The organism is Paenibacillus mellifer (assembly GCF_023195895.1).
Classification (GTDB): domain Bacteria; phylum Bacillota; class Bacilli; order Paenibacillales; family Paenibacillaceae; genus Fontibacillus; species Fontibacillus mellifer.
In genome coordinates this window covers 1-22,087 of record NZ_JALPRK010000036.1, presented here as the reverse complement: position 1 = coordinate 22,087, position 22,087 = coordinate 1, and the positions used below count along the sequence as shown (strand labels likewise).

Below are 22,087 nucleotides of genomic sequence, written 5' to 3'. Positions count from 1 at the left end.
CGCTATGCCTTTTCATGGGCTGGTATCGAATTTATAGCCCGATCGGATCACGGTCGCGATATACCGGCCTTCGTCTCCCAGTTTGGCTCTTAATTTTTTAATATGGGTATCCACCGTCCGTGAATCCCCCAAATAATCGTAACCCCAAATCGCGTCCAACATAACTTCTCGGCTCAGTACCTTGCCGGCATGCTTGACTAGGAAGATCAGCAGCTCATATTCCTTTGGCGTCAAATTGACCAGCTCGCCCATGACGGTTACGACATGGGATTCCCGATTGATCGACAGGCCGCCGAATACTTGCGTTTCGCTGTCCCGGCCAACCGTGCCTTCCTTTCTTTTCATCAAAGCGGTGGCCCGTGCAACGAGCACTCTCGGGCTCAGCGGCTTCGTCACGTATTCGTCGGCTCCCAGCTCGAATCCAAGCAACTGATCATCGTCTTCGGCTCGGGCCGTCATGATGATGATCGGCACATCCGATTTGCCGCGAATCCGCCGGCACACGGACCAACCGTCCATCTCGGGCATCATGATATCCAGCACGACCAGATCGACGGCGGTTTGCTCGAATATTTCGAGCGCAATCCGACCGTTTTCCGCTTCATGCACTTCCCATTGTTCTTTTCTAAAATAATCGGTGATAAACTCGCGCATCAGCGCGTCGTCTTCCACCAGCAATATACTTCGTTTCATCCCGGCATCACCTATGCTCGTATTCTGGCCTTCCCACTACACTTCTATGAATTCGGGCTGTACCTCCATTCCTCCTTGCAAAACCAAGTATAACGAAGCGATGTGTCCGCCGTGTGAACTTGGGGTGAACATGTTGCCTCCAATTCATCAATGTCGTAACCATGCAAAAAGCCTTGATCGACTAGAGTAAGTCCACCAAGGCTACACACCTTCATTGCTAGTTTGCACAACATGTTCAAATCACAATAGTTCTTTATCCTTAATAGGATATGTGAAATCTTCTAACGTACTAAGCGAACTCCCTTCAACCACTTTATTGATCCAATCCGGATTGGCTAGAGCTCCTTTGCCGAGAGCAATTAAATCTGCTTCGCCTCTAGAGAGTAGAGTTTCACCTTTAGAGGGGTCTTCCAAATGCCCACAAGCGATAACAGCTACACCGGCATATTTCTTGGCAAATGCAGCGAGTGAAGAACTTTTATCGTCAAAGGCAGGTTTCGTAGCATCATATTCGTTAATATGGATAAAATCTACTCCAGCCTTGCCTAAGGACTTGAAGATGACCTCCGCCTCTTTTTCACCACTTGCCCATTTGTGATGATAGTCGTTTACCTTTGTCTGGGAAACTCGAATACCAACAACAAACATGGAACCAACAGCTTTACGAACCGCTTGTATAACCTCTACCATCAAACGCACTCGATTTTCAATAGAGCCCCCATACTTATCCGTACGTTGGTTTGTATAGTCGGTTAAAAATTGGTCAAGCAGATATCCGTTCGCCCCATGTATTTCCACTCCATCAAATCCTGCTTCACGCGCACGAACAGCAGAATCCGCGAAACTGTTTATAACTGCTTGAATATCATCGTATGTCATTTCCCTCGGTAAGAAAAACTCAGTTCGGCCTGTCCCTGCTAATGCAGGTTCAGTTTTGGGTTTTACTGAAGAGGGAGCAATCGTTTCATTTGTATAGCTATTCCCTTGTGACAAAGCTCCTGAATACATCAGTTGGCAGAAAATATTACTCCCTTGCTGATGAACGGCATGTGTGACCTTTTTCCATGATTCAACCTGTGCTTCATTCGCAATACCAGGTTGATTCAGATAACTTTGGCTGTAAGTCTCGTCCAAATATGTTCCCTCAGAAATAAGTAATCCGAAGCCACCGTTGGCAAAATTAGCATAATATCGAGCCATTCTTTCAGTAGCCAGACCATCTTCGGTAGCACTTATTCTTGTCATCGGGGCCACGACCGTACGATTACTTAATGTAAGGTTACCTAAATGAAATTTCGAGAACAATTTTTCAAATTTCGTCATAAAAACCATCTCCTTTTTTTATCCTTTTGAAAGGTGTGATATGCAGATCGTTTTTTGAATTTCCCTAGGGATTACTTTCATGCTCCATAATAAATACTAAGAGTGAATTATAGAAGTAGGCACTTTTTTTTGTTATAGTATCCTAAAGTAGACTATTGGACCGGAGGAGCTATGTGATGACTAACAATCTTTACGAAAAGGAATTAACCTTATCGATCATCGAGGGAAAGTGGAAGCTGTGCATCTTAAGCAAATTATCGTTAAAAGGGATGCTGCGTTTTACGGAACTTAAAAATATAATGCCCCGCATTACACAACAAATGTTAACCAACCAATTACGAGAATTAGAAAAGGATGGCTTGGTTCATCGAGAAGTACATCCGGTTGTTCCTCCTAGAGTAGAATATTCTTTGACAGAACTAGGAAAAAGCCTAATGCCAATCATCAAAATGTTGGAAGAGTGGGCAGAGAATAACCCGAAACCGATCAATAAGGAAAATAGGGTTTTTCATTGTGAAAAAGAACTCGCATTATCGATTATTGGTGGGAAATGGAAGCTGCTTATTTTATGTCATTTGGGGTTAAAAGGGACAAAAAGGTTCGCGGAGCTTAAAAAATTAATATCCATCGTTACAAAAAAAATGCTCACCCATCAATTACGAGAATTAGAAGAAGACGGATTGGTTCGTCGGGAAATTTATCCTGTTGTCCCCCCGAAAGTGGAGTATTCCTTGACAGAAAAAGGAGAAATATTATTGCCTGTCCTAAAATTATTAGAAGAGTGGGTGGAGAACCATACAACACCATATGTCTACTTAAAAAACACCTTGAATTAACAAAAGTCTCCAAGGTTTTCCCACACTCTTTCAGGCATTGTTTCGATATCAAGAAAAGATTCCAAATATCCAATACCCACCCATTTTGCAGTCTTCAATCCAATCAAACGAAATCATATCAAGCATAGCCTTTGTTGGGCAATGCAGATTATATTTTCTTTGAAATACCATATAATTACTGCCAATTTACTTAACTTACTGTCCCTAGCTCCTGAACTAAACTGCTCCGATAGTTCAATTCTGTTCTCAACAAAAAAAGCGATGGACCAAGTCCATCGCCGTTTCACAAAGCCTCATATATACCTCATATACCTCAGTTATGTTCAAAGTAATGCATCCAGGGATAAATACAGACATACTCTGGAAACGGGAAAGAACAGTAAGGAAATCCGACGATTTCTACGCATATTAAACCCGAATGCTCCAAAAAGATCACAGCTGCGAGCTTCGACACGCTCTCCAAATAGCCGCCCAGCGAAAAAGCGAAACTGCTAAACACAATAGACGACACTAATGAAACCCCGACTACCATTTGAAACTACAAGGGTTCCCTCAAGAATAATTTATAGAATGATTGAATTTGTCTCATAAGCTTCTCCTTCTGAAGATCCAACGATTATCTCAGTTATGATTGCAAAAATTTCAGTCCTGTTCCTTCCAAACTTCGAACGATAATCAATTTGCTACCACGATAAGTGAATAAGAAAACCCTTGATTTATCAACGTTTTCGACAAATCAAGGGTCTTATCGTGTCTCAAACATGTATTGAAAATTGTTTCAGTTAACGTTCAAATCGGTCTCCGTTATAGCCGTTACTCACATTCGTCATGGATAACCCTCCTTAAATTTTATACGCCTTCATGGCTTTGCGCAGTTCTTTGAAGCTAGGACGTTTGCCGTATAGCAAGACGCCAGTGCGGTAAATCTTCGCGGACAACCAACCAAACAGGAAGATGGCAATGGTCAGAACGACCAGTGAAGCCGCGATTTCCCAAACCGGGGGTTCCCCAATACCAACCCTTACTATCATCGATACCGGTGATACGAATGGAATGTAGGAGCTCACCTTCATGAGTACCGAGTTCGGCGCGCTTAAGCTGAAGATCCCGATATAGAACGCCGCCAACGACAACATCGTAATCGGCATGATCGCCTGCCCCAGCTCTTCCGTCCGGCTGACCAGCGAACCGATCGCGGCAAACAACGTGGCATACAGGAAGTATCCCAAGACGTAGAAGACGAGACCCAGCACTAAGACTTCTACGCGAATATCGGACAATTGAAGGTTGAAATCCGCCAGTACCGGCTGATTATATGGCAGTGAAATGTTGACCGCGATGACGCCGGCAAAGATGGCGATCTGAAGCAAGCCAATCAAGAACATACCGAGAATCTTGCCGAACATTTGCGCCAGCGGCGATACGCTCGTGATGAGAATTTCCATGATGCGCGAGCTCTTCTCCGCGGTGACTTCGGCCGCGATCATATTCCCTGTCATCATGATCGTCATGAAGAACAAGATGATCAATACGTACACAATCACGTAGTTAATCGCCCCGGTTTCCGCCGTCTTATTCCCGGCTTCACTTCCGGACGATTCTACGGAAGCCTTGACCGCATCGATTTGCACCGGCGCGCTCAGCGCTGCGATCTGCTCATCTGTCAGCATGCCCTTCGTCAAATACTCCGCCTTGACGTTCTGCAGAGCCGCTTGCAGCGCGGTTTGCAACCCCATGCCGAGGCTGTCTTTCTTGGAAGTATAAGTCACGGTCGGGAAGACGCCACTGTCCGCTTCAGCGAACTGCAGATAACCGTCGATGTCCCCGGCATCGATTGCCGCCTGCAGTACCGCCTTATCCGCCTGTTCGTAAGGAACCAGCGTATAACCTGCTGCCTGCTGCTTCTCTGTATAAGCCTCGAGCGATTTCGCCAGCTCCGGCTGCCCTTCGTAGACCAGACCAATCTTGGATGGCTGATCATCTCCGCCGGTAAACTTATCGATAAAATAAGGAACATGCATCCCGATAGTCACCAACAGAGCCAATACAAGAGTAGTAATAAGAAATGATTTCGTTCTGACTTTATTCATAAAAGTAAAGCCGACGACCGTCCCCATTTTATTCATTCGACTCACCTACCTCTTTAATAAAGATCTGATTCAGGGTGGGCTCCTTGATCTCGAAATGCTCCACTTCACTGACTTCCATCGCTTTACGCAGGATTTCTTGCGCAGCCGCCACCTGCGAGATGCGCACGAGGTAACCGCGTTCCTTCCGCTCTACCTTCTCAACGCCTGCAATCTGCTCCAGCCCGGTCACTTCACCGATCGTGTGCAGCAACACTTCTTCACGAGGATACTGTTTTTTAATCTCCCGCAGATTGCCTTGCAGCACGGTGTTTCCGCGATGCAGAATCGTGATGTTGCGGCACAGCTCCTCCACATGCTCCATCCGGTGGGTGGAGAACAGGATGCTGGTGCCTTGATCGCGCAGCTCCTTCACCGTCGCCTTCAGCAGCTCGACGTTAACCGGGTCTAATCCGCTGAACGCTTCGTCCATAATTACGAGTTTCGGTTTATGGACAACCGCGGCAATGAAGCCCATCTTTTGCTGGTTTCCCTTCGACAACTCCTCGATCTTCTTGTCGTAATATTCCGGCACTTCGAACCGATCAAGCCAATATTTCAGGCTCTTGTCGGCTTCCGACGAAGACATGCCGCGCAAGCGTGCCAGGTAAATGATCTGGTCGCTGATCTTCACCTTCGGATATAAGCCGCGCTCTTCCGGTAAATAGCCCATGGCGGCTTGCAGCTCGCGGCCATAAGGGTTGCCGTTATACAAGATCTGCCCGCCGTCCGGATAGATTAAACCCAACACCATCCGCATCGTCGTCGTTTTGCCGGCGCCGTTCGCACCCAGCAAGCCGTAAATTTCGCCTTCCTCCACCTGGAACGAGATGTTGTTGACCGCGGTCTTCTCGCCAAATTGCTTCATTACTTTGTCCAAAACCAATGGATTTGCCATATTCCCTCTCCTTCTTCTATTTGAGATCATTTATGCCATTAAACTACAGCCGCTTCCGTTGCCGGTTTAGCCGGCGGGTGTCCTTGAATCCACAGCTGCAAAATTTCATCCAGTTCCAGGCTGCGGGTCTGCATGACTTGCAGACCTTTGTCCGCAAGACTTCGCTGGAGTTGCCCTTCATGCTGCTCCTGTACAACCAGTTTGGTCACCGACGGGCCATCCACGCAGAGGATCGTTCCTTCCGGTAAATCGTCCGGCGAGCATCCGCCGCTTCGGATCCAGATTTCTTTCCAGCTGCTGAATAGCTGGTCCTTCTCAGCCATCCCCAGCACCTGTCCGTGATGCACCAATGCGATGTAATCGGCCAGCCGTTTCACTTCCTCAGCGACATGCGTTGCGATGAGTATCGTCATATCCTCACCGGCCATGAACTCCCGAAGCTCATCAATCATGCCCTTCCAGGCGAACGGATCCAGGCCCGAGGAAGGCTCGTCGAGCAACAGTAGTTTCGGCCGAGCCGCCAACGACGCCGCGATTTCGAATTTCCGCCGCTCCCCTTTGGACATCCGGTTTAATCGTTCCTTTCTCGGGACATCAAACCGGTCCATTAAGGCTTCAAAGAGCTCTTCGTCCCAGGATGGATACCAATGCGACCGGAACTCAGCGGCCCGCTCCGCCGTCATATGATTTTCTTCCGATTCGGGCGCTTCAGGGACATAAGCAATTTGCTGGCGCAGTTCAACTGGCATAACCTCGGAAATCGTTTGCCCGAACCAGCGAATCTCCCCCGCATCAGGTCTAAGCGTCTGTTGGATCATTTTCATGATTGTGCTTTTTCCAGAGCCGTTAGGACCTACCAGAGCCACGATATACCCCTTCGGTACTTGCAAATGCAGCGGTCCAATCGTCTTGCGGCGCCCTTGCTTGAGCGTCCCGATCAACTCGATAGCCATTGGTTGCTCCATTAGTTCGTTTCCCCCTTGCTTGGCGACGAATCATATTTCTGCTTCACGATTTGCAGAAACAACTGCTTTAACTCTTCCGCCCCATATTGCAGCGATTGTCCGGCATCAACGGCTTTCTCGATCGCTTCCTTCACCACCGCAGTTCGGTATTCGTCTCGCTCACCAGCAGTAACCTTAGCAACGAATGTTCCTGTTCCCTGCTTGGTCCGAAGCAAGCCCTCGGTCTCCAAGTCTTGATAAACCCGGCGTACCGTGATCACGCTGCAATTTAAGGCGCCGGCGAATTCCCGGATTGAAGGCAACAATGTTCCTTCCTCGATTTGTCCGCTGACGATCAACGATCGGAGCTGTGACTCGATCTGATGGTACAGCGGTGCGGCACTATTTTCGTTAATTTGAATGGGAATCCACACCTTTCTTGCTCACCTCCGCCTTACTCCCTATTTCCGTGCCTCGTTAGGCCAAATCCCTCTTCGTCAATCTTCGTAACGTCACCGAGCACAGGAGAGCCAATCCCAGCCCCCCTCCGATTAGGGATCCCCACATCAATGGCGACAGGAGGACGTAACGCCGGGAGTTATCCAAGGTGAATGAGAATAAGTTCCCGCCTTGCCAATTCGTAACGAATGCGACTACACCAAGCACCAGCATGATAAGGAACGTTAACCATAAATACACTTTGCCTTTCATCAGAAGCTCGAAGTAGATGAACAATCCATTAATCAATAACCCGTAGCCCATCCAAGTGAAGCAAAACCCCAGGTACGGCCCCAGCCCCATCCCACTGCCATTCATCAGGTAGGTTACAAGATAGAGGCTCCCGTAGAACAAGATGCCGTTCAGCAACATCGCTGCGCCTAACTGGATCAGTCGGCTTCGTATCACAGTCTTCAGGGGAATTGGCAATACGCGATAGTAACGAAGCATCTGGGTATACGAATCTTCCTTAATGTAGTTAAATGATCGGCGGGTAAAGAAGAATCCCGTGAACGGAACCATCATCAGCATCAGGAAGTCGCTCATCGGATTCATAATATAATCCGTTTCTTCCCGAGCCCCCACCAAGGAGCCGAGCATCAGCGCGACATAGAGCATGAAGATGACGTTCCAGATCAGAAACAATCGATCATTTCGAAAATCCTTTTTGAAGATGAACCACGCGTCTTTCCAACTGTCCAAGTCGATCAACCTCTTTTCAACCCCTTCGCATTCAGCTGGTTTCTCTCATTCGCTGATGGGATTTAATAATCACTGTGCTTACTGTTTATATCTTTATACACAGTATAATCACTGTGCTTGCCTCTGTCAACTTATTCCTCGAATAATAAAAAAAAAGCACCAACGGCGCGATTCCTCAAGAATCCGCCATTGGCACTTTCAGCCTTACGATCAAATACAGTTTTCCGCTAGTCTAGCCTACCCTAAGCTCCCAATATAACTTCCCACACCGGCTTCGTATGTCCGCCTGGATACATTAAGTACAGCAGCACATACACAGCTACACCGGTAATGGCCGTACAGAACCAAATAACTGAGGTCACCCGACCCCATTTGCGGTGTTTGGCGTATTTTGCCTTAAAGCCTAACACTAACGTAGTGATACCGAATACAGCCGCAACGGTTGCCAGAACGATATGGAAAACAAGAAACGTTTGATAATACCCTTTCAGGTTGTCCGGTCCGCCCCACGACGTATTGCCGATAAATACGGTCCGCGACATATAGATCACAAAGAACAGCAATGCCGCCGCCGCCGCAGCGATCATCGTCTTTTTGTGGGCTTCTCGTTTTCCTTTGATGATTAACCCCCAACCGATCGCAACCAGCACCGCACTAATGACGATAAATGATGTGCTTAGCGTCGGAAATAACGTGAACAGATCCAATTTGCATCCTCCTAAACATAGACCTCATTTTGTGAGCGTGTGCCCTGGCCCCGTAATGTCACGGCCCAGCTTGCGGGGGCAGCGGCGGATTTAGTGGATCATTCGGTCGCGCCATCCCTAACCTTTCCTCTTCTTCGTCGTTCTCCCGGTTCTCTTGCTTGTACCACTGGAAGAATACATAAGCCAACATCGACGCAAAGATGAACTCCTGAATAAATTTCATCAGGATCCCTCCCACCTGCTGATCAATGTCCGGCTGCAGGTAGCCGAAGGACTCGGGACCGCCAAATTGGCGGAGTAGCATCGCCGGATCGCCAGCCACGCAGTAGCCCATTGCCCTCGCCCAGACCGCAGGATCGCTGTACGTCGCGTACAGCGGTTCATCGGCAAAGATGATCAGTCCGCAGGCCGGCGTCAACAGAACCATATTGAGGAAGATAAACCCCATCTTCTTGAGCCCCTGAACGCCGGCCCGTTCCGGCAGCGGGTTGACCAACGTCCACCACATGAGCACCGCGGCGACAAATAAGACAATGTAATACAAGCGATGTATCCCGAAATGAAGCATGACATAATCATGCACGACCGGCAGATGGTAAAACGAAAATAACCCGTTAAATACCACAGCCGCTACGACCGGACGAGCAAACACCTTCAACTTACTCAGCGGGCTCCCGGCCAGGTAAGTGGTCACTCGCCGCCAAACCCAAGGCGGCAGTCCCAGCATTAATAACGGCGGCGCCAGCAGATAGGACAACGCCATGCTGAGCATGTGAAAGCTGAACATCATGTGGCCCAGCAGTTCCACCGGACCTCCTTGAGCCAGGTAGAGCAACACTATCCCGGTAACGAACAACAGCTTCCGTCCTACCGAAACGTGAGAATCCCCCTTCGCCCATCGATCACTGCCCGGCCCGATCAAGACGAAGTACCCGCCTGTAACCATTAGCATCAAGGCCAAGAATACCGGACTCCAAACCGCCGTAAATGTAAAATATTCTAATCCCAGCACGGCAAACCCTCCTTCCGTAGCGCCGTCAGTTCTGTCCAAATTGTGAACAAGCCTGCAAATACGACAAAAACGGTGACAGCGCCCCAAAGGGGCGGTACCGTTTCTGCTTTGTTCCTATAGATATCCAGTTCTTCGCTTACCACCACATCCAATATAACGCGGCAATAATCGCGGTAAATGCGACGAAAAATCCGCCCGCCATGAAGATAATCGGGATCAAATGCCCCTTATCCTTCATATGCATCCAATAACCCAGTTGAATCAGCACCTGCAACACCGCCATCACGAGCAGCAAAATGACGGTAAAAGCGGTGTTCACCCCGCCTGCCGCAACCGCTGCGAAAGCGATTAAGGTTAGGACGATGGAGAATATAAACGCGATGATATGCTTCTCCGGACCTTCATGCCGCTGGCGATGTTTTACCGCTGGCGAACCGTTCGATTCCTGATTAACCATCCGTTAGACCACCTTTCCGAGCAGGTAGACAACCGTGAAAATGAACACCCAGACAACGTCGATGAAATGCCAGTAAATGGCCGACACATAAACCTTAGGTGCCGTGACAACGTTCAAGCCCTTCTTAAAGAGTTGCCCGATGAGCAGAGAAATCCACAAAATCCCGAATAACACGTGCGCTCCGTGGAAACCGACTAACGTGTAGAAAGCCGAACTGAAGGCACTTGTCGTCATTCCGTACTCTTCATGAAGCACGTACTCAGCAAACTCATAAATCTCCAGGACAAGGAACGCGAGGCCGAGCAGGACGGTTACACCTAACCAACCTGCCAGCTTGCCCTTGTCACCGCGATGCATCGCCTGGATGGCGAATACACTCGTTAAACTGCTGACCAAGAGGATAAAGGTCGCAGCGGCGGTCATCGGCAAGTTAAACAACTCACTTGCAGACGGTCCATCGGCGATTTGGTTCCGCAACGTCAGGAAGGTCGCAAACAAAGTACCGAACAGGACGGCCTCGCCTCCAAGGAACAACCAGAAGCCCAAAATTTTATTACGGCCTTCCAGAGTCGCCTTCTCCGGTTCATGCGGTAACGTGCCGGTTACATGCGATGTGTTTGGCGTACTCATGCTTTGACCCCCTTCCCATTCAGTTCCTCTGGTTCAATATGCCAGCCGTGATCGTCATACAACGAGCGGAGCAGCATACACAGGAACGTGATCGCCAGGCCGATCCCGACGACAATATAGTTATTGAAGAGGAAGTTCATCAGACCGTTGCCAAAATCATCGTTGGTGAACATAAAGCCCAGACCGGCGATGAACAAGCCAACCGACATGATGAAAGGAAGAATCGTTGGCGAAGGCATATGAATCGGTCCGACCGGCTCCGCCGGCGTCATTTCCTTGTTCCCCGCCATCTTCTCTTTCCAGAACGCATCGATACCGCGTACAAGTGGAATTTGCTTGAAGTTATACTCTTCCGGCGGCGAGGCAATCGCCCATTCCAGCGTACGTCCGTCTTCCCAAGCATCGCCCGGAACGCCAACGGGTTTTCTCGCCGTGATCGCGATATTCACCAGGAACAAGATGACGCCAACGCCCATCAGGAATGCACCGATCGTACTGACCAGGTTCATCAGATCAAAGCCCTGATTCGGCAAATACGTAAAGACGCGGCGCTGCATCCCGATCAAACCGAGGAAATGCTGCACGAAGAACGTCATGTGGAAACCGATGATAAAGAACCAGAACTCCCATTTCCCGAGTTTTTCATCCAGCATGCGACCGAACATCTTCGGCCACCAATAATGTAATCCAGCAAACAAGCCGAGCACCAAACCGCCTACAATAACATAGTGGAAGTGCGCTACGACGAAATAAGTATCATGATATTGGTAGTCCGCCGGCGCCGAAGCCAGCATGACCCCGGTAACCCCGCCCATAACGAAGGTCGGAATAAACCCGGAAGCGAACAGGTTTGCCGTCGTAAAGCGGATTTGTCCGCCCCACATCGTGAACAGCCAGTTGAAGATTTTGATCCCCGTCGGAACGGCGATCAGCATCGTAGCGATGGAGAACAGCGCATTGGCCACCGGCCCCATCCCTGTCGTAAACATATGGTGCGCCCAAACCATGAAGCCAAGGAAGGCGATCAGAATCGTGGCGAATACCATCGAGCTATAACCGAACAGGCGCTTACGCGAGAACGTACTTACTACCTCGGAGATGACCCCAAACGCCGGCAAAATCAAAATGTAAACTTCGGGGTGACCGAAGATCCAGAAAATATGCTGCCACAACACCGGGTTACCGCCGCTTTCTACATTAAAGAAGTTTGCGCCAAGAATCCGGTCGAACGTTAGTAGCACCAATCCGACCGTGATCGCCGGAAAAGCGAACAGGATCATCGCAGACGTGACGAACGACGTCCAGGTGAACATCGGCATCCGCATAAAGGACATCCCCGGCGCACGCATCGTGATGATCGTCGCCAGGAAGTTAATGCCGCCGATCAGTGTCCCGAGGCCGGCAATCTGCAGGCCGATCGTATAGAAGTCGACGCCGTGTGTCAAGCTGTACGTCGTTGACGACAGCGGCGTGTATGAAGTCCAACCGGCATCCGGCGCGCCGCCCATGATCCAGCTGAGGTTCAGCAGCAAGCCGCCGAACAGGAACGTCCAGAACCCAAGGGCGTTCAGAAAAGGAAACGCCACGTCCCGGGCCCCGATTTGCAGCGGAATCACCGCGTTCATCAGGGCAAAGATGACCGGCATAACGCCAAGGAAAATCATCGTAGTGCCGTGCATTGTGATTAATTCGTTAAATTGCTGTGCCGTTACAAAACTATTCATCGGTTTTGCCAGCTGCACGCGGATCAGCAATGCTTCGATACCGCCGATTCCAAAGAAGAAGCCGCCCGCCACTAAATACAAAATGGCGATTTTCTTGTGATCGACCGTCGTCAACCAGTCCATTAACCCCTTGTGCCGCTTGACAGTGTGAGCATGAGCCAAGGTTTGTACCCCCTCTATTAATTCCTATCCATCCCTGCCGTCCTAGTGACACGCAAGATTAATAAGATAATTTGCTGTTTGCCAAGTAGTCGGCGATCGCTTCGATATCCGCATCCGTTAGTCCAAGATCTTCCTTCGGACTTGGCATCTTATTGCCCGGTTTCACCTTCTGCGGATCCGTCAGCCACTCCACCAAATTATCCTTGACCGGTTTGCCGTCGATCGGTTTGCCGGATGCTTCAGCATTATGTAAAATGCTCGCTACCGTCTCTCTGCTGCCAATTCCCGTCAGGTTAGGTCCGATCGGTCCGCCTTGGTCGCCCACGGCGTGGCAGCTTAAGCATTGCGTTTTAAATACTTCGGCCACAGCCGGATCTTGAATCGTTTGCACCGGCGCCTTCATCGCTTCTACCCAAGCGTCGAAGGAATCTTGGCTAACCGCCTTGACTTTGAATTCCATGAAGGCGTGGGATTTCCCGCACAGCTCGGCGCATTTACCGAGGTAAACCCCTTCGTTCGTGGCTTCCAGCCAAGCCTTGTTGATCGTTCCGTCCGTATTCGTATCCGTTTTACCCCCGAGCGAAGGCACCCAGAAGGAGTGCAGCACGTCAGCTGTCTTCAGCTCAAGCGCAATTTTCTTACCTGTAGGAATAATCATATCCTGAGCCGTCGTAATTCCGTACTCCGGATAAGTGAACTCCCACCAGAACAAATGCGAAGTCACTTTAACTTTTACCGCATTTGCATCCTTCGAATAATCCTCGCCAAAGGCAAATACCTTCTGCACCGTTGCAACCGCCAGAATCAAGACCAGGACCAGCGGAATGGCCGTCCAGATGATCTCCAGCTTATGGTTGCCTTCAACTTGCTTCGGAATATCCGTTTGACCCGGCTTGCGGCGGTACTTAACCCACACGTAAGCGGCAATCCCGAATACGATCAGCATAACGACCACCATGATCGTAATCGACAGTTTAATTAGTCCAAGTTGACCCTCGGCTACCGGACCCTGCGGTCTAAGCACGGACAGGTCTTCGCGGCCGCATGCGGACAAGAGGAGCGCTAGCATGGCAAACATAGGTACCAGCCGCTTAACAGCCTTCCACGGTTTCATCATTCATCTACCCCACTTCTTACGTTTTCTTCCGCAGCATCACAGAGATTCCTAGCCTAAGCAGCTCGAAAATCTACCTGTCTATCACGGAAACTACATTCCTGTCAATTACAACAATCACCTATTAAATATATGATCGAACCCCTCTTTTGTCAATGATTCAGGGGCAGTTCACAAATTGTTCAAATATCCGAAAAGCCGCACCACAAAAGGTTTTGTGAACGTTTTCCCGGGTTCGACACCGACTGAAAAGGCTGCCAATTTTGAACATTTCCCGGCGAATTGTGACGATTCCTCGCTCTGCTTCATTTTTGACATTTCTTCAAACTTTATTTCATCTCCATGGAAGAAAAAATCACCTTTATATTGCTGGAGGGCGGTGTGTTGAGGTGCTCAGAGGGGATACTGGAGGGTGAAATGGTGCTGGTAGTTGGCCTGGTGCTGCGGGGATATTGCTGCACTGCGGTTGGTGTGATGCCAAGGATAGCATGCTGCAACTCTTTCAACACTCTAACGGAACGTAGTGACCTTATTTACTCATTTCCCGACTATTTCCCGCTGTAACGGAACTCAGCGACCTTATCGGGCTCATATCGCAGCGTTTTAGCCTCGTTCTCCCCAAATAAGGTCTCCTGGTTCCGTAAGACATCGGGAAACCCATAAACCGCACAAATAACGGCTCTGAGTTCCGTTAGAATCTTATGAAAAAAGAGAGCGCTGTGCGCTCTCTCTTTTGACACCTATTGTCCATTCGTCAACACCAGCGGTCCGTCCTCCGTGATCGCCAGCGTGTGTTCATAATGCGCTCCCATGCTGCCGTCCGCGGTGCGGATCGTCCACCCGTCATCCTCCCACAACACGGCGCCGGTGTCTCCGCCGGTAAAGATCGGCTCGATCGTGATGACCATGCCCGGTTGCAGCGTTACCCCGCTGCGCGGCCGGCCAAAGTTCGGCACGTCCGGCGCCTCGTGCATCGCCCGGCCGATACCGTGGCCGATCAGCGGCTTGACGATGCCGATGCTCGCCGCCTGCGCCACACGCTGCACCGCATAACCGATGTCACCGATCTTCTTGCCGGGGACAGCCTCAGCGATTCCGGCCAACAAGGCTTGCTCAGTGTTCGTGAGCAGCTTCTCCGCCTCCTCGCTCACCTGCCCGATCCGGTAAGACCAGCCGGAGTCGGCCATCCAGCCATTTTTGCCCACAACGATGTCGATTGTCACAATATCCCCCGCCACCAGCTTGTGATTCCCCGGGAACCCGTGGCAAACCACATCATTGATCGACGCGCAGGTTGCGAACGGAAATCCGTGGTATCCCTTCTGCTCCGCCGTGGCTCCCCGCTTCTCCAGAAACGACTCCACAAAGGCGTCGATCTCCAAGGTTGTGATTCCCGGCCCTATCAATTTGGCAATTTCGCGGTGGCATTCGGCCAATATCCGGCCCGCCTCGCGGATCCGCTCAATGTCCTCTTTTGTTTTCAAACGTACCTTCATGCTCCGGTTCTCCTCCCGCTGCCGTCCGACGATTGATTTCGTGAGTTTCCGCCTGTTTCATTAATATATGTGGGAACGGACGAAAAAAACCGCCCCGAACGCCCAAGGCGACGGAACGGCGATATGCTAACATTCAAATAGATCAGGAAACGGACGAATCCAATTTCCCGAGCTCATGCTCAACCAGGTGGGTCAATTCCTCTTCATAGCCGCCCATAATACGATACTTGCGGACATATTCTTTCACGAACTTCTTCGGATCCTTCGGTTTGAAGATTCGGGTCATTTCCCGTAAACTTTCTTTCACTTCGTCATGACCTTTCGTTGCCATAGTGATTCCCTCCCAGAACGCTTAAGGTAGATGCTCCGATTTTGCGATGCCGAAAAGTGTAAGTTCACAATCATGAAGTCGTGCCGGCTATTCAGTTGTATGGAATGACTCCTCCTATTCCCTTATTGTAACATATTCAGGATGAGGTTTCAGCTTTCTTCCAATCGTACATTTTTTATCCGCTCCCTGAATCATATTTATATACGAGAGGAGCGGGCAAACTACACGCATCTCGTTTGTTATCGATTGGACCTTGAAGAGGAGTGATATCTCATGACTTCCCTGCCTCCAAAAATTATCATTTTATATGCCAGCTACGGGGATGGGCATTACCAAGCCTCCAAAGCGGTCGAAGCCAGCTTGCGGAGCAGAGGCGTGACGGATGTGATGCTGCTTGATTTAATGGCGGAGGCGCATCCGCTGATTAACGGACTCACGAGGTTCGTGTATATGCAAAGCTTCAAGACGATTCCCAGTCTCTACGGCTGGGTCTATAACGCTACCAAAGAACTTCCGCAAGAAGCGCCGCTTCTCGAGGTGATCAATTCTTTTGGGGCTAACAAGCTGCAACAAACACTCAGAGAAACAAGGCCCGACCTTATTATCCATACCTTTCCCCAATTAGCGTTGCCCCGACTGTTGAAGAAGACCGGTCAGTCGTTACCGCTCGCCAACATCGTAACCGACTTCGACCTCCACGGACGATGGATTCACGCAGGGGTTGACCGTTACTACGTAGCGACTGACGACATGAAGGCTGAGATGATGAATCGTGGGATTCCCGAAGACCGTATTCGGGTTAGCGGAATTCCGGTAAAACCAGAATTTGCCCGCCACTCTAAGCCGAGCGACGGATTCCTCCCAGAGTTCCTTCAAGGACTTGTCTCAGAGAGTTCCGTCGGCAAACTCACCGTTCTGCTGATGGCGGGAGCCTACGGGTCCATGCAAGGTGTACGAGAAGTTATCGAACGATTGCTTGCGCTCGGACGATACCGCATCATTGCTGTTTGCGGGCGGAACCGCGAGCTATACCGGGGGCTTCAGGAGCAACTCCGCCCCCATCCGGACGTGCACCTTATGGGATACGTCGAACAAGTGGCCGAGTTGATGCGAAGCAGCGATTGCATCGTGACCAAGCCCGGCGGGATTACTTTGTCCGAAGCGTTGGCTTGTAAGTTGCCGATGTTTATCTATCGTCCCGTTCCCGGGCAGGAGCTTAATAACGCACGTTATCTGGCACAAAAGGGGGTAGCCAGCATCTCCCGCACCCCCGCGGAGTTGGCCCAGGAAATCGACGAACTCTTTGGGGACGAATCGCGATTAACCGAGATTCGCCAGAAAATCGAGAACCTCCGCCGGCCCGAAGCCGCGGAGGTCATCGCAGAGGATTTATTACAGCAGTGGTTCGCGCCCAAGCGGGCCGAGCTGGTTCTTACGTGAGAGGGCTCGTCATACATTTAGGGTAAGACAATCCTCTCCCGAAAGAAGGTAATGTCCTTATGTCCCCTTTCAAATCATCCACCGGCCTCTACGAAAACGTCGCCGGCTTCCTGTGTTACCTGTTCGCGTTTGTCGGCGGCGTCGTTTTTCTCGCACTGGAGCGGCGCAGCCGTTTTGTGCTGTTCCACGCCCTGCAATCGGTCATGCTGTTTGGCGGCTTGATGCTGGCCCACGCCTTGTCCGGTTTCTTGCCGGTCATCGGCATCGTCGTCAATCTGCTTCTGACCCTGCTAGGCGTGACGCTTTGGGTCGTGTTGATGCTGGCTACGCTCCAAGGCAAATGGCTAAAGCTGCCTTGGATCGGTGAGCTGGCGGAGAAGCAGTTGCAACGGATGTAGATTGTGCAAAGCTAAAGGCCCGTAAGTCGCCGATGGCTTATGCCGTAGCTGTAGCCGTCTCGTTAGAATCAGCTTCTTCAATTTCGGTTGAAACAACTTTACGTTTACCACCCAAACCGTTAAACAGCAAATTCATCACGATCGCCGTAAAGCTGCCCGCGACGATCCCGTTGTCTACGAGGATCCGCAGCGCGACCGGCAGCCGGTCAAACAGCTCGGGCATCACAGTCACACCCAGTCCCATGCCGACGGAGCAAGCGATGATCAGCAGGTTCTCATGCCGGTTCAAATCCACCTGGTCGCCCAACATCCGGATGCCGGAGGATAAGACGAGTCCAAACAATGCGATCATCGCTCCGCCGAGCACAGACGTCGGCACCAACTGCGTCAGGGCAGCGATCTTCGGCACGAAGCCGATCAGGATGAGCAGCGAGCCGGCCACAACAATTACGTCCCGAGTTTTCACTCGGCTCATTTGGACAAGCCCGACATTTTGGGAATACGTCGTATACGGGAACGAATTAAATATCCCCCCGAGCATGATCGCAAGCCCTTCCGCCCGGTACCCCCGCGTCAAATCCTTATCCGTAATCTCCTTGCCCACGATCTTCCCAAGGGCCATAAACACGCCGGTTGATTCCGCAACGCTGACGATCGCCACCAGTATCATGGTTAGGATCGCAGAGGCGTGAAACGTCGGTTTACCGAAATAAAATGGCTGAACCGCATGAAACCAGCTGGCTTCTTTCAGCGGCGTCAAGTCCACCTTGCCGGCGAGCGCCGCCACCAGCGTACCGGCGATGAGTCCCAGCAGAACCGAGATCGAACGCGGAAAACCTTTAGCGAAGCGGTTCATCAGAATAACGAACAGCAGCACCCCGAAGCCAAGCGCAAGGTTGAGCGGACTCCCGAAGTTGGGATTCTCACCCGGACTGCCCCCGCCAAGATCGGAGATCGCTACCGGGATCAACGTGACCCCGATAATCGTGACGACAGAACCGGTGACGACCGGCGGAAATAATGCGATCAATTTGCCGAACAATCCGGCGAACAGGAAGACGAACAGCCCAGAGGCGATAATCGCGCCGTAAATCGCGGAGACCCCCGCGCCGTCCGTCAATCCGATGGCGATCATCGGCGATACGGCCTGAAAGGCACAACCCAGCATGACCGGGAGGCCGATGCCAAACCAGCGGTTCCCCCACACCTGGAGCAGCGTGGCGACGCCGCAGGCCAACAGGTCGATGGCGATCAGATAAGTTAGCTGCTGCGCCGTGAAATTTAACGCTCCGCCGACAATCAGCGGCACGATAACCGCTCCGGCATACATCGCCAGCACATGCTGCAGGCCGAGCGATAAGGTTTTGATCGGATGACGATGTTTCTGAAATATTCGTTCGCGTTCCATTGGTCTAACCCTCCCCAGGTGATTAGTTAATCGCATGAATGAATAGGTGCATCCTCCACAAAAGCAACCGCGCCGTCTTCCAGCGAAGCAATTCGAACGAGCGATTCAACGCGGTATCCTGCTTCCGTAAGCAACCGGGCTCCGGGCTGGAACGACTTCTCAATAACGATTCCGATGCCGGCGATAGCAGCCCCGGCTTTCTCCACGATGCGGGCCAATCCGAAGGCCGCCTCGCCGTTTGCCAAGAAGTCATCCACGATCAGAACCCGGTCATCCGCACGCAGAAACTTTTTCGATACGGTGATTTCGTTCGTTTCCCGTTTGGTGAACGAGTAGACTTTTTCCACAAAAATGTTGTCCTTCAACGTCAGCGACTGATGCTTGCGGGCAAAGATCATCGGCACGTTCAACTCCAGTGCCGTCATAATCGCCGGGGCAATCCCCGAGGATTCGATCGTCAGCACCTTCGTGATGCCCTCACCGGCAAATCGCCGGGCGAACTCAGCCCCCATCTCCTTCATCAGCACCGGGTCCATTTGATGGTTGAGAAACGAATCCACCTTCAACACCTGGTTCCCCAGCACGATCCCTTCCGCCATCACTTTGTCCTTCAGCAATTTCATCCTGTTGTCCCCTCTCCAAATCGACGATTTCTAAATATGAGTCAAACGCAAAAAAGCCCATTCCCTGAACGGAAATGGACATGTAGATAGAAAGCAGCCGATGCGAGCCCGAAGAAAAAAGCGAAACCAGACCATCAGGCGGTAACCATCCTGAAACCTTGCTTCCCGGGCTTATGCACAGCGATACTTCCCGTAGTCCGATCATTCCGGTGATCAGGTAGAGACATGCAGGCCAATTCCTGCACCTATACGGAAAATTCATAGATTTAGTACACAATGCTAGAAGTATAACGCATCCCGCCCGGGAAGAGAAAGAGGAATTTCGAGGGTTTCGTGAAACTTTGCAAAACCACGCGAGGCTGTCGCGTGTAAATGGCAGCTTACAGCGGCTTGGACTCCTTAGGTAAAAGATTGGTGAGCAGCGATTTCAATTCGCCGTCTTCCTTGTAGCTCTTCTCCCCCGTATCGAGACGGCGCACCCGAATCTCACTGTAATCGGCGCCGGCTTCCGTCGGCTTGAATACGAGGTTTTGCCGATCCTCCAGACGAAGTTTATAGCCCATCTCTTCGAACATCTGCAGAAAGTCGCTTTCGGATGGAGACTTCCCGGGATCGAGGAAAAGCAGCCCGCGCAAGCTCTTCACCTCATCCTTATGTACCACGTCAAAATGTACGATGCATTCCACGCGCTTCACGCTCCTAGTCACTGGATTATGCGGTATAGCATCCCCCGCCGCAGGCGGGAGCATCCGCCAAAGCGATGCATCCCCATACACGGCTAAAAACGAAACAGGTACGACAGCTGCAGAGCGCTTCGCCCCTGGGCCGCCGTACCGGCGAATACCGCATGCTTATCTATTACTACGAATGAGTGCACTCCCGCGGCCGTTTACTTTATGACAACCTGATGAACTTTCTGATGTTGGGTTGCTCTAACGTACCGTTAAATTTGTTCTGAGCCGCAATGTGGACACCATTTGGTGCCCTTCACCAGCGTTGAGGAACAAATTTGGCATTTGACGGTAGCCACACCGCCGATCACCACTTCCACTTCCGGGTTCTCAGGTTCCGGCGCAGCGGCGTTCTGCGCCCAGCTGCGAATGCGCCGATCCAGCTCTTCCTGGCGTCTGCGCTCCCGCTCGAAGTCACGTTGCCGACGCTCCTCATCTTCGGGATCCACCGGTTCCTCCGGCTCAAACACCTGCGCCGGTTCGCGCGGCTCCGTCTTCTCGCGAACCAGGGAAGCGGCAAGCACCAGCGTATCCATCTCGTTGACCGCGATCGGCTCCATGACGGGCGGCTCGGCGCTGACTGCCGCCTCGCTCGCAACTGGCGGCTGAACCGATTCCGGGGCGGGCTTTAACAGCTCTGCCGGAACGGCCGATTTTGCCTTGACCAGCTTATGGCCGCAGTATTGGCAGAACAAGGCGTCCTCCGCCACGTTCCGGCCGCAGGCGCCGCATAAGCGTTCATTTTTGAGCTCAGCGATTTTTAACCGAATCTCGTCACGCTCTTCCGTCAGCAGATCACAGGTCTTGGCCAACTCAAGCATCTCTTTCTCCGCTGTGGCCATATCCTTCTTCCGGTAAGCCTCGTAAAACACTTCGCCCATTTTTTGAAAATATAAACCAAGTTCACGTTCGATATTTGAAATTTGGGTGTTCAGTTTACCGATCTCTACGACATTTTGAGCGCGATCGGTAACCTTGCCCGCACCGTCTTTCAGCCGTTGTAAAATATTCATGAGATGATTCCTCCCCGCGAAATATTCACTATCATACCAGATTTTACACCCCCGTGAAACCGTCCTGCGACTCAGGAAGCGGCTTCTCCGGTTTGCCATTGGTGCCACATCTCCAAATCTGGGACCGCATTGTTGTCATTTGTACAACATATGGGACATCAACGCGGAGATAGAACCGGAAATGTTGCTATACCTGCAACAATTCCGTTCAGTTGGCAGCTGCATGGGAGAAATGTTGCAGAAACTGCACAATTTCAACGGGTAAGTGAGCATGAGGCGCCAAAATGCTGGGAGTGTCCCAAGGTACGCATAGAGAGAAGTATAAGAAGTAGCCGAACGCAGAGGTTCGCAGGTTGGGGAGTCACATCAGGAACTATCAGCAACGTGCGGGAGAGGGAATCAGAGGCGGGCAGAGCTTGCGGTGGCCGGCAGAACTTGCGGAAACAGGCAGAGCATGTGGTGGCTGTCAGAGCTTGCGAAGGCAGGCATAGCTTGAAGGTGGCAGGTAGAGCTTGCGGTGGCAAATAGAACATGCAGTGGCAGGGAGAGCTTGCGGAGAAAGGCCCTGGCGGGGCCGGGCCTCGCCAGAGGCCGGCTGACCGCGCAAGGCAGGTCAGCGCGGCTTACGGCGCAGCGGGGCGGCGAGCTCCTCCGCCCGCTGCATGACCCGCTCGGCGACGAGCGACAGCCCCGTCGCCGCCCCCCGCACGCCGGGCAGCAGCGCAGCCCACGGCGCCGGGTCCGGGCCCGGCGGCGCGCCTGCCGCAGCTGGGCCCGCGGGGCCGAGTTCCACGTCGACGTCGTGGAACTCCGGCCCGGGC

Annotated in this window: 22 protein-coding genes, 2 pseudogenes and 1 riboswitch; of the genes and pseudogenes, 4 read left to right on the top strand and 20 right to left on the bottom strand. The window is 51.4% G+C overall.

The genetic code is table 11. The features are described 5' to 3' along the window. Nucleotides 1–12 precede the first annotated feature (12 nt). Together M0651_RS23110 and M0651_RS23105 are read right to left on the bottom strand one after the other, a co-directional pair. Complete coding sequence (locus tag M0651_RS23110; protein WP_248554020.1) at nucleotides 13–693, bottom strand: response regulator transcription factor; 681 nt, start codon at nucleotides 691–693, stop codon at nucleotides 13–15. A gap of 240 nt (nucleotides 694–933) precedes the next feature. Next, a complete protein-coding gene (locus tag M0651_RS23105) occupies nucleotides 934–2,016 on the bottom strand; it encodes an oxidoreductase (RefSeq protein WP_248554019.1) in 1,083 nt (360 codons plus the stop codon). A 176-nt stretch (nucleotides 2,017–2,192) separates the two neighbouring features. Here M0651_RS23105 and M0651_RS24330 point away from each other — a divergent pair. Both M0651_RS24330 and M0651_RS24325 read left to right on the top strand, forming a co-directional pair. Next, a pseudogene (locus M0651_RS24330) lies at nucleotides 2,193–2,483 on the top strand (winged helix-turn-helix transcriptional regulator); the annotation flags it as partial. Further along, a complete protein-coding gene (locus tag M0651_RS24325) occupies nucleotides 2,466–2,852 on the top strand; it encodes a winged helix-turn-helix transcriptional regulator (protein WP_248554027.1) in 387 nt (128 codons plus the stop codon). The pseudogene M0651_RS24330 and the gene M0651_RS24325, both read left to right, overlap by 18 nt. Before the next feature lie 842 nt (nucleotides 2,853–3,694). Here M0651_RS24325 and M0651_RS23090 read toward each other — a convergent pair. From M0651_RS23090 to M0651_RS23030, 13 genes are all read right to left on the bottom strand, one after another. Further along, entirely contained in the window at nucleotides 3,695–4,978 is a 1,284-nt protein-coding gene (locus tag M0651_RS23090) for an ABC transporter permease (protein ID WP_248554018.1), read from the bottom strand. Then, on the bottom strand, nucleotides 4,971–5,876 hold the full coding sequence (locus tag M0651_RS23085; RefSeq protein WP_248554017.1) for an ABC transporter ATP-binding protein: 906 nt from the start codon (nucleotides 5,874–5,876) through the stop codon (nucleotides 4,971–4,973). Before M0651_RS23085 ends, M0651_RS23090 begins: the two co-directional genes overlap by 8 nt. Nucleotides 5,877–5,914: 38 nt before the next feature. Then, nucleotides 5,915–6,841 (bottom strand): ABC transporter ATP-binding protein, encoded by a 927-nt coding sequence (locus M0651_RS23080; RefSeq protein ID WP_248554016.1) that lies wholly within the window; start codon nucleotides 6,839–6,841, stop codon nucleotides 5,915–5,917. Next, the gene (locus M0651_RS23075; protein ID WP_248554015.1) at nucleotides 6,841–7,254 is read right to left on the bottom strand and encodes a GntR family transcriptional regulator; all 414 of its coding nucleotides are present in this window, start codon (nucleotides 7,252–7,254) and stop codon (nucleotides 6,841–6,843) included. The genes M0651_RS23080 and M0651_RS23075 overlap by 1 nt, the downstream gene beginning before the upstream one ends. A gap of 43 nt (nucleotides 7,255–7,297) precedes the next feature. Then, nucleotides 7,298–8,020: a hypothetical protein gene (locus M0651_RS23070; RefSeq protein WP_248554014.1), complete on the bottom strand. Its 723-nt coding sequence runs from the start codon at nucleotides 8,018–8,020 to the stop codon at nucleotides 7,298–7,300. Nucleotides 8,021–8,262: 242 nt separating this feature from the next. Beyond that, nucleotides 8,263–8,727 (bottom strand): DUF420 domain-containing protein, encoded by a 465-nt coding sequence (locus M0651_RS23065; protein ID WP_248554013.1) that lies wholly within the window; start codon nucleotides 8,725–8,727, stop codon nucleotides 8,263–8,265. Nucleotides 8,728–8,785: 58 nt separating this feature from the next. Next, the gene (ctaG, locus tag M0651_RS23060; protein ID WP_248554012.1) at nucleotides 8,786–9,739 is read right to left on the bottom strand and encodes a cytochrome c oxidase assembly factor CtaG; all 954 of its coding nucleotides are present in this window, start codon (nucleotides 9,737–9,739) and stop codon (nucleotides 8,786–8,788) included. Nucleotides 9,740–9,875: 136 nt separating this feature from the next. Then, nucleotides 9,876–10,196, bottom strand: a complete 321-nt coding sequence (locus M0651_RS23055) for a cytochrome C oxidase subunit IV family protein (RefSeq protein ID WP_155607283.1) — start codon at nucleotides 10,194–10,196, stop codon at nucleotides 9,876–9,878. A 3-nt stretch (nucleotides 10,197–10,199) separates the two neighbouring features. Next, entirely contained in the window at nucleotides 10,200–10,826 is a 627-nt protein-coding gene (locus tag M0651_RS23050) for a cytochrome (ubi)quinol oxidase subunit III (RefSeq protein ID WP_155607284.1), read from the bottom strand. After that, nucleotides 10,823–12,673 (bottom strand): cytochrome c oxidase subunit I, encoded by a 1,851-nt coding sequence (gene ctaD / locus M0651_RS23045; protein WP_248554026.1) that lies wholly within the window; start codon nucleotides 12,671–12,673, stop codon nucleotides 10,823–10,825. Before ctaD ends, M0651_RS23050 begins: the two co-directional genes overlap by 4 nt. A gap of 97 nt (nucleotides 12,674–12,770) precedes the next feature. Next, complete coding sequence (gene coxB / locus M0651_RS23040; protein WP_248554011.1) at nucleotides 12,771–13,829, bottom strand: cytochrome c oxidase subunit II; 1,059 nt, start codon at nucleotides 13,827–13,829, stop codon at nucleotides 12,771–12,773. A gap of 737 nt (nucleotides 13,830–14,566) precedes the next feature. After that, nucleotides 14,567–15,322, bottom strand: a complete 756-nt coding sequence (gene map, locus M0651_RS23035) for a type I methionyl aminopeptidase (RefSeq protein WP_248554010.1) — start codon at nucleotides 15,320–15,322, stop codon at nucleotides 14,567–14,569. Between the two features lie 142 nt (nucleotides 15,323–15,464). After that, entirely contained in the window at nucleotides 15,465–15,653 is a 189-nt protein-coding gene (locus M0651_RS23030; RefSeq protein WP_059042463.1) for a hypothetical protein, read from the bottom strand. Nucleotides 15,654–15,926: 273 nt separating this feature from the next. Here M0651_RS23030 and M0651_RS23025 point away from each other — a divergent pair, with 273 nt between their 5' ends. Next, nucleotides 15,927–17,093 carry an MGDG synthase family glycosyltransferase gene (locus tag M0651_RS23025; RefSeq protein WP_248554009.1) on the top strand — a complete coding sequence of 389 codons (1,167 nt, stop codon included), beginning with the start codon at nucleotides 15,927–15,929 and terminating at the stop codon, nucleotides 17,091–17,093. Nucleotides 17,094–17,152: 59 nt separating this feature from the next. After that, the gene (locus tag M0651_RS23020; RefSeq protein ID WP_248554008.1) at nucleotides 17,153–17,491 is read left to right on the top strand and encodes a DUF4870 domain-containing protein; all 339 of its coding nucleotides are present in this window, start codon (nucleotides 17,153–17,155) and stop codon (nucleotides 17,489–17,491) included. Nucleotides 17,492–17,528: 37 nt separating this feature from the next. Here M0651_RS23020 and M0651_RS23015 read toward each other — a convergent pair whose 3' ends face one another. The 5 genes and pseudogenes from M0651_RS23015 to M0651_RS22995 form a co-directional block, all read right to left on the bottom strand. After that, nucleotides 17,529–18,899 (bottom strand): nucleobase:cation symporter-2 family protein, encoded by a 1,371-nt coding sequence (locus M0651_RS23015; RefSeq protein WP_248554007.1) that lies wholly within the window; start codon nucleotides 18,897–18,899, stop codon nucleotides 17,529–17,531. Between the two features lie 26 nt (nucleotides 18,900–18,925). Further along, the gene (locus M0651_RS23010; protein WP_248554006.1) at nucleotides 18,926–19,522 is read right to left on the bottom strand and encodes a xanthine phosphoribosyltransferase; all 597 of its coding nucleotides are present in this window, start codon (nucleotides 19,520–19,522) and stop codon (nucleotides 18,926–18,928) included. Nucleotides 19,523–19,695: 173 nt separating this feature from the next. Then, nucleotides 19,696–19,795: riboswitch (purine riboswitch) on the bottom strand. A gap of 107 nt (nucleotides 19,796–19,902) precedes the next feature. Beyond that, on the bottom strand, nucleotides 19,903–20,208 hold the full coding sequence (locus M0651_RS23005) for a hypothetical protein (RefSeq protein ID WP_248554005.1): 306 nt from the start codon (nucleotides 20,206–20,208) through the stop codon (nucleotides 19,903–19,905). 257 nt (nucleotides 20,209–20,465) lie between these two features. Further along, complete coding sequence (locus M0651_RS23000; protein WP_248554004.1) at nucleotides 20,466–21,266, bottom strand: zinc ribbon domain-containing protein; 801 nt, start codon at nucleotides 21,264–21,266, stop codon at nucleotides 20,466–20,468. A gap of 613 nt (nucleotides 21,267–21,879) precedes the next feature. Next, nucleotides 21,880–22,087 (bottom strand): annotated as a pseudogene (locus tag M0651_RS22995) (hypothetical protein); the annotation flags it as partial.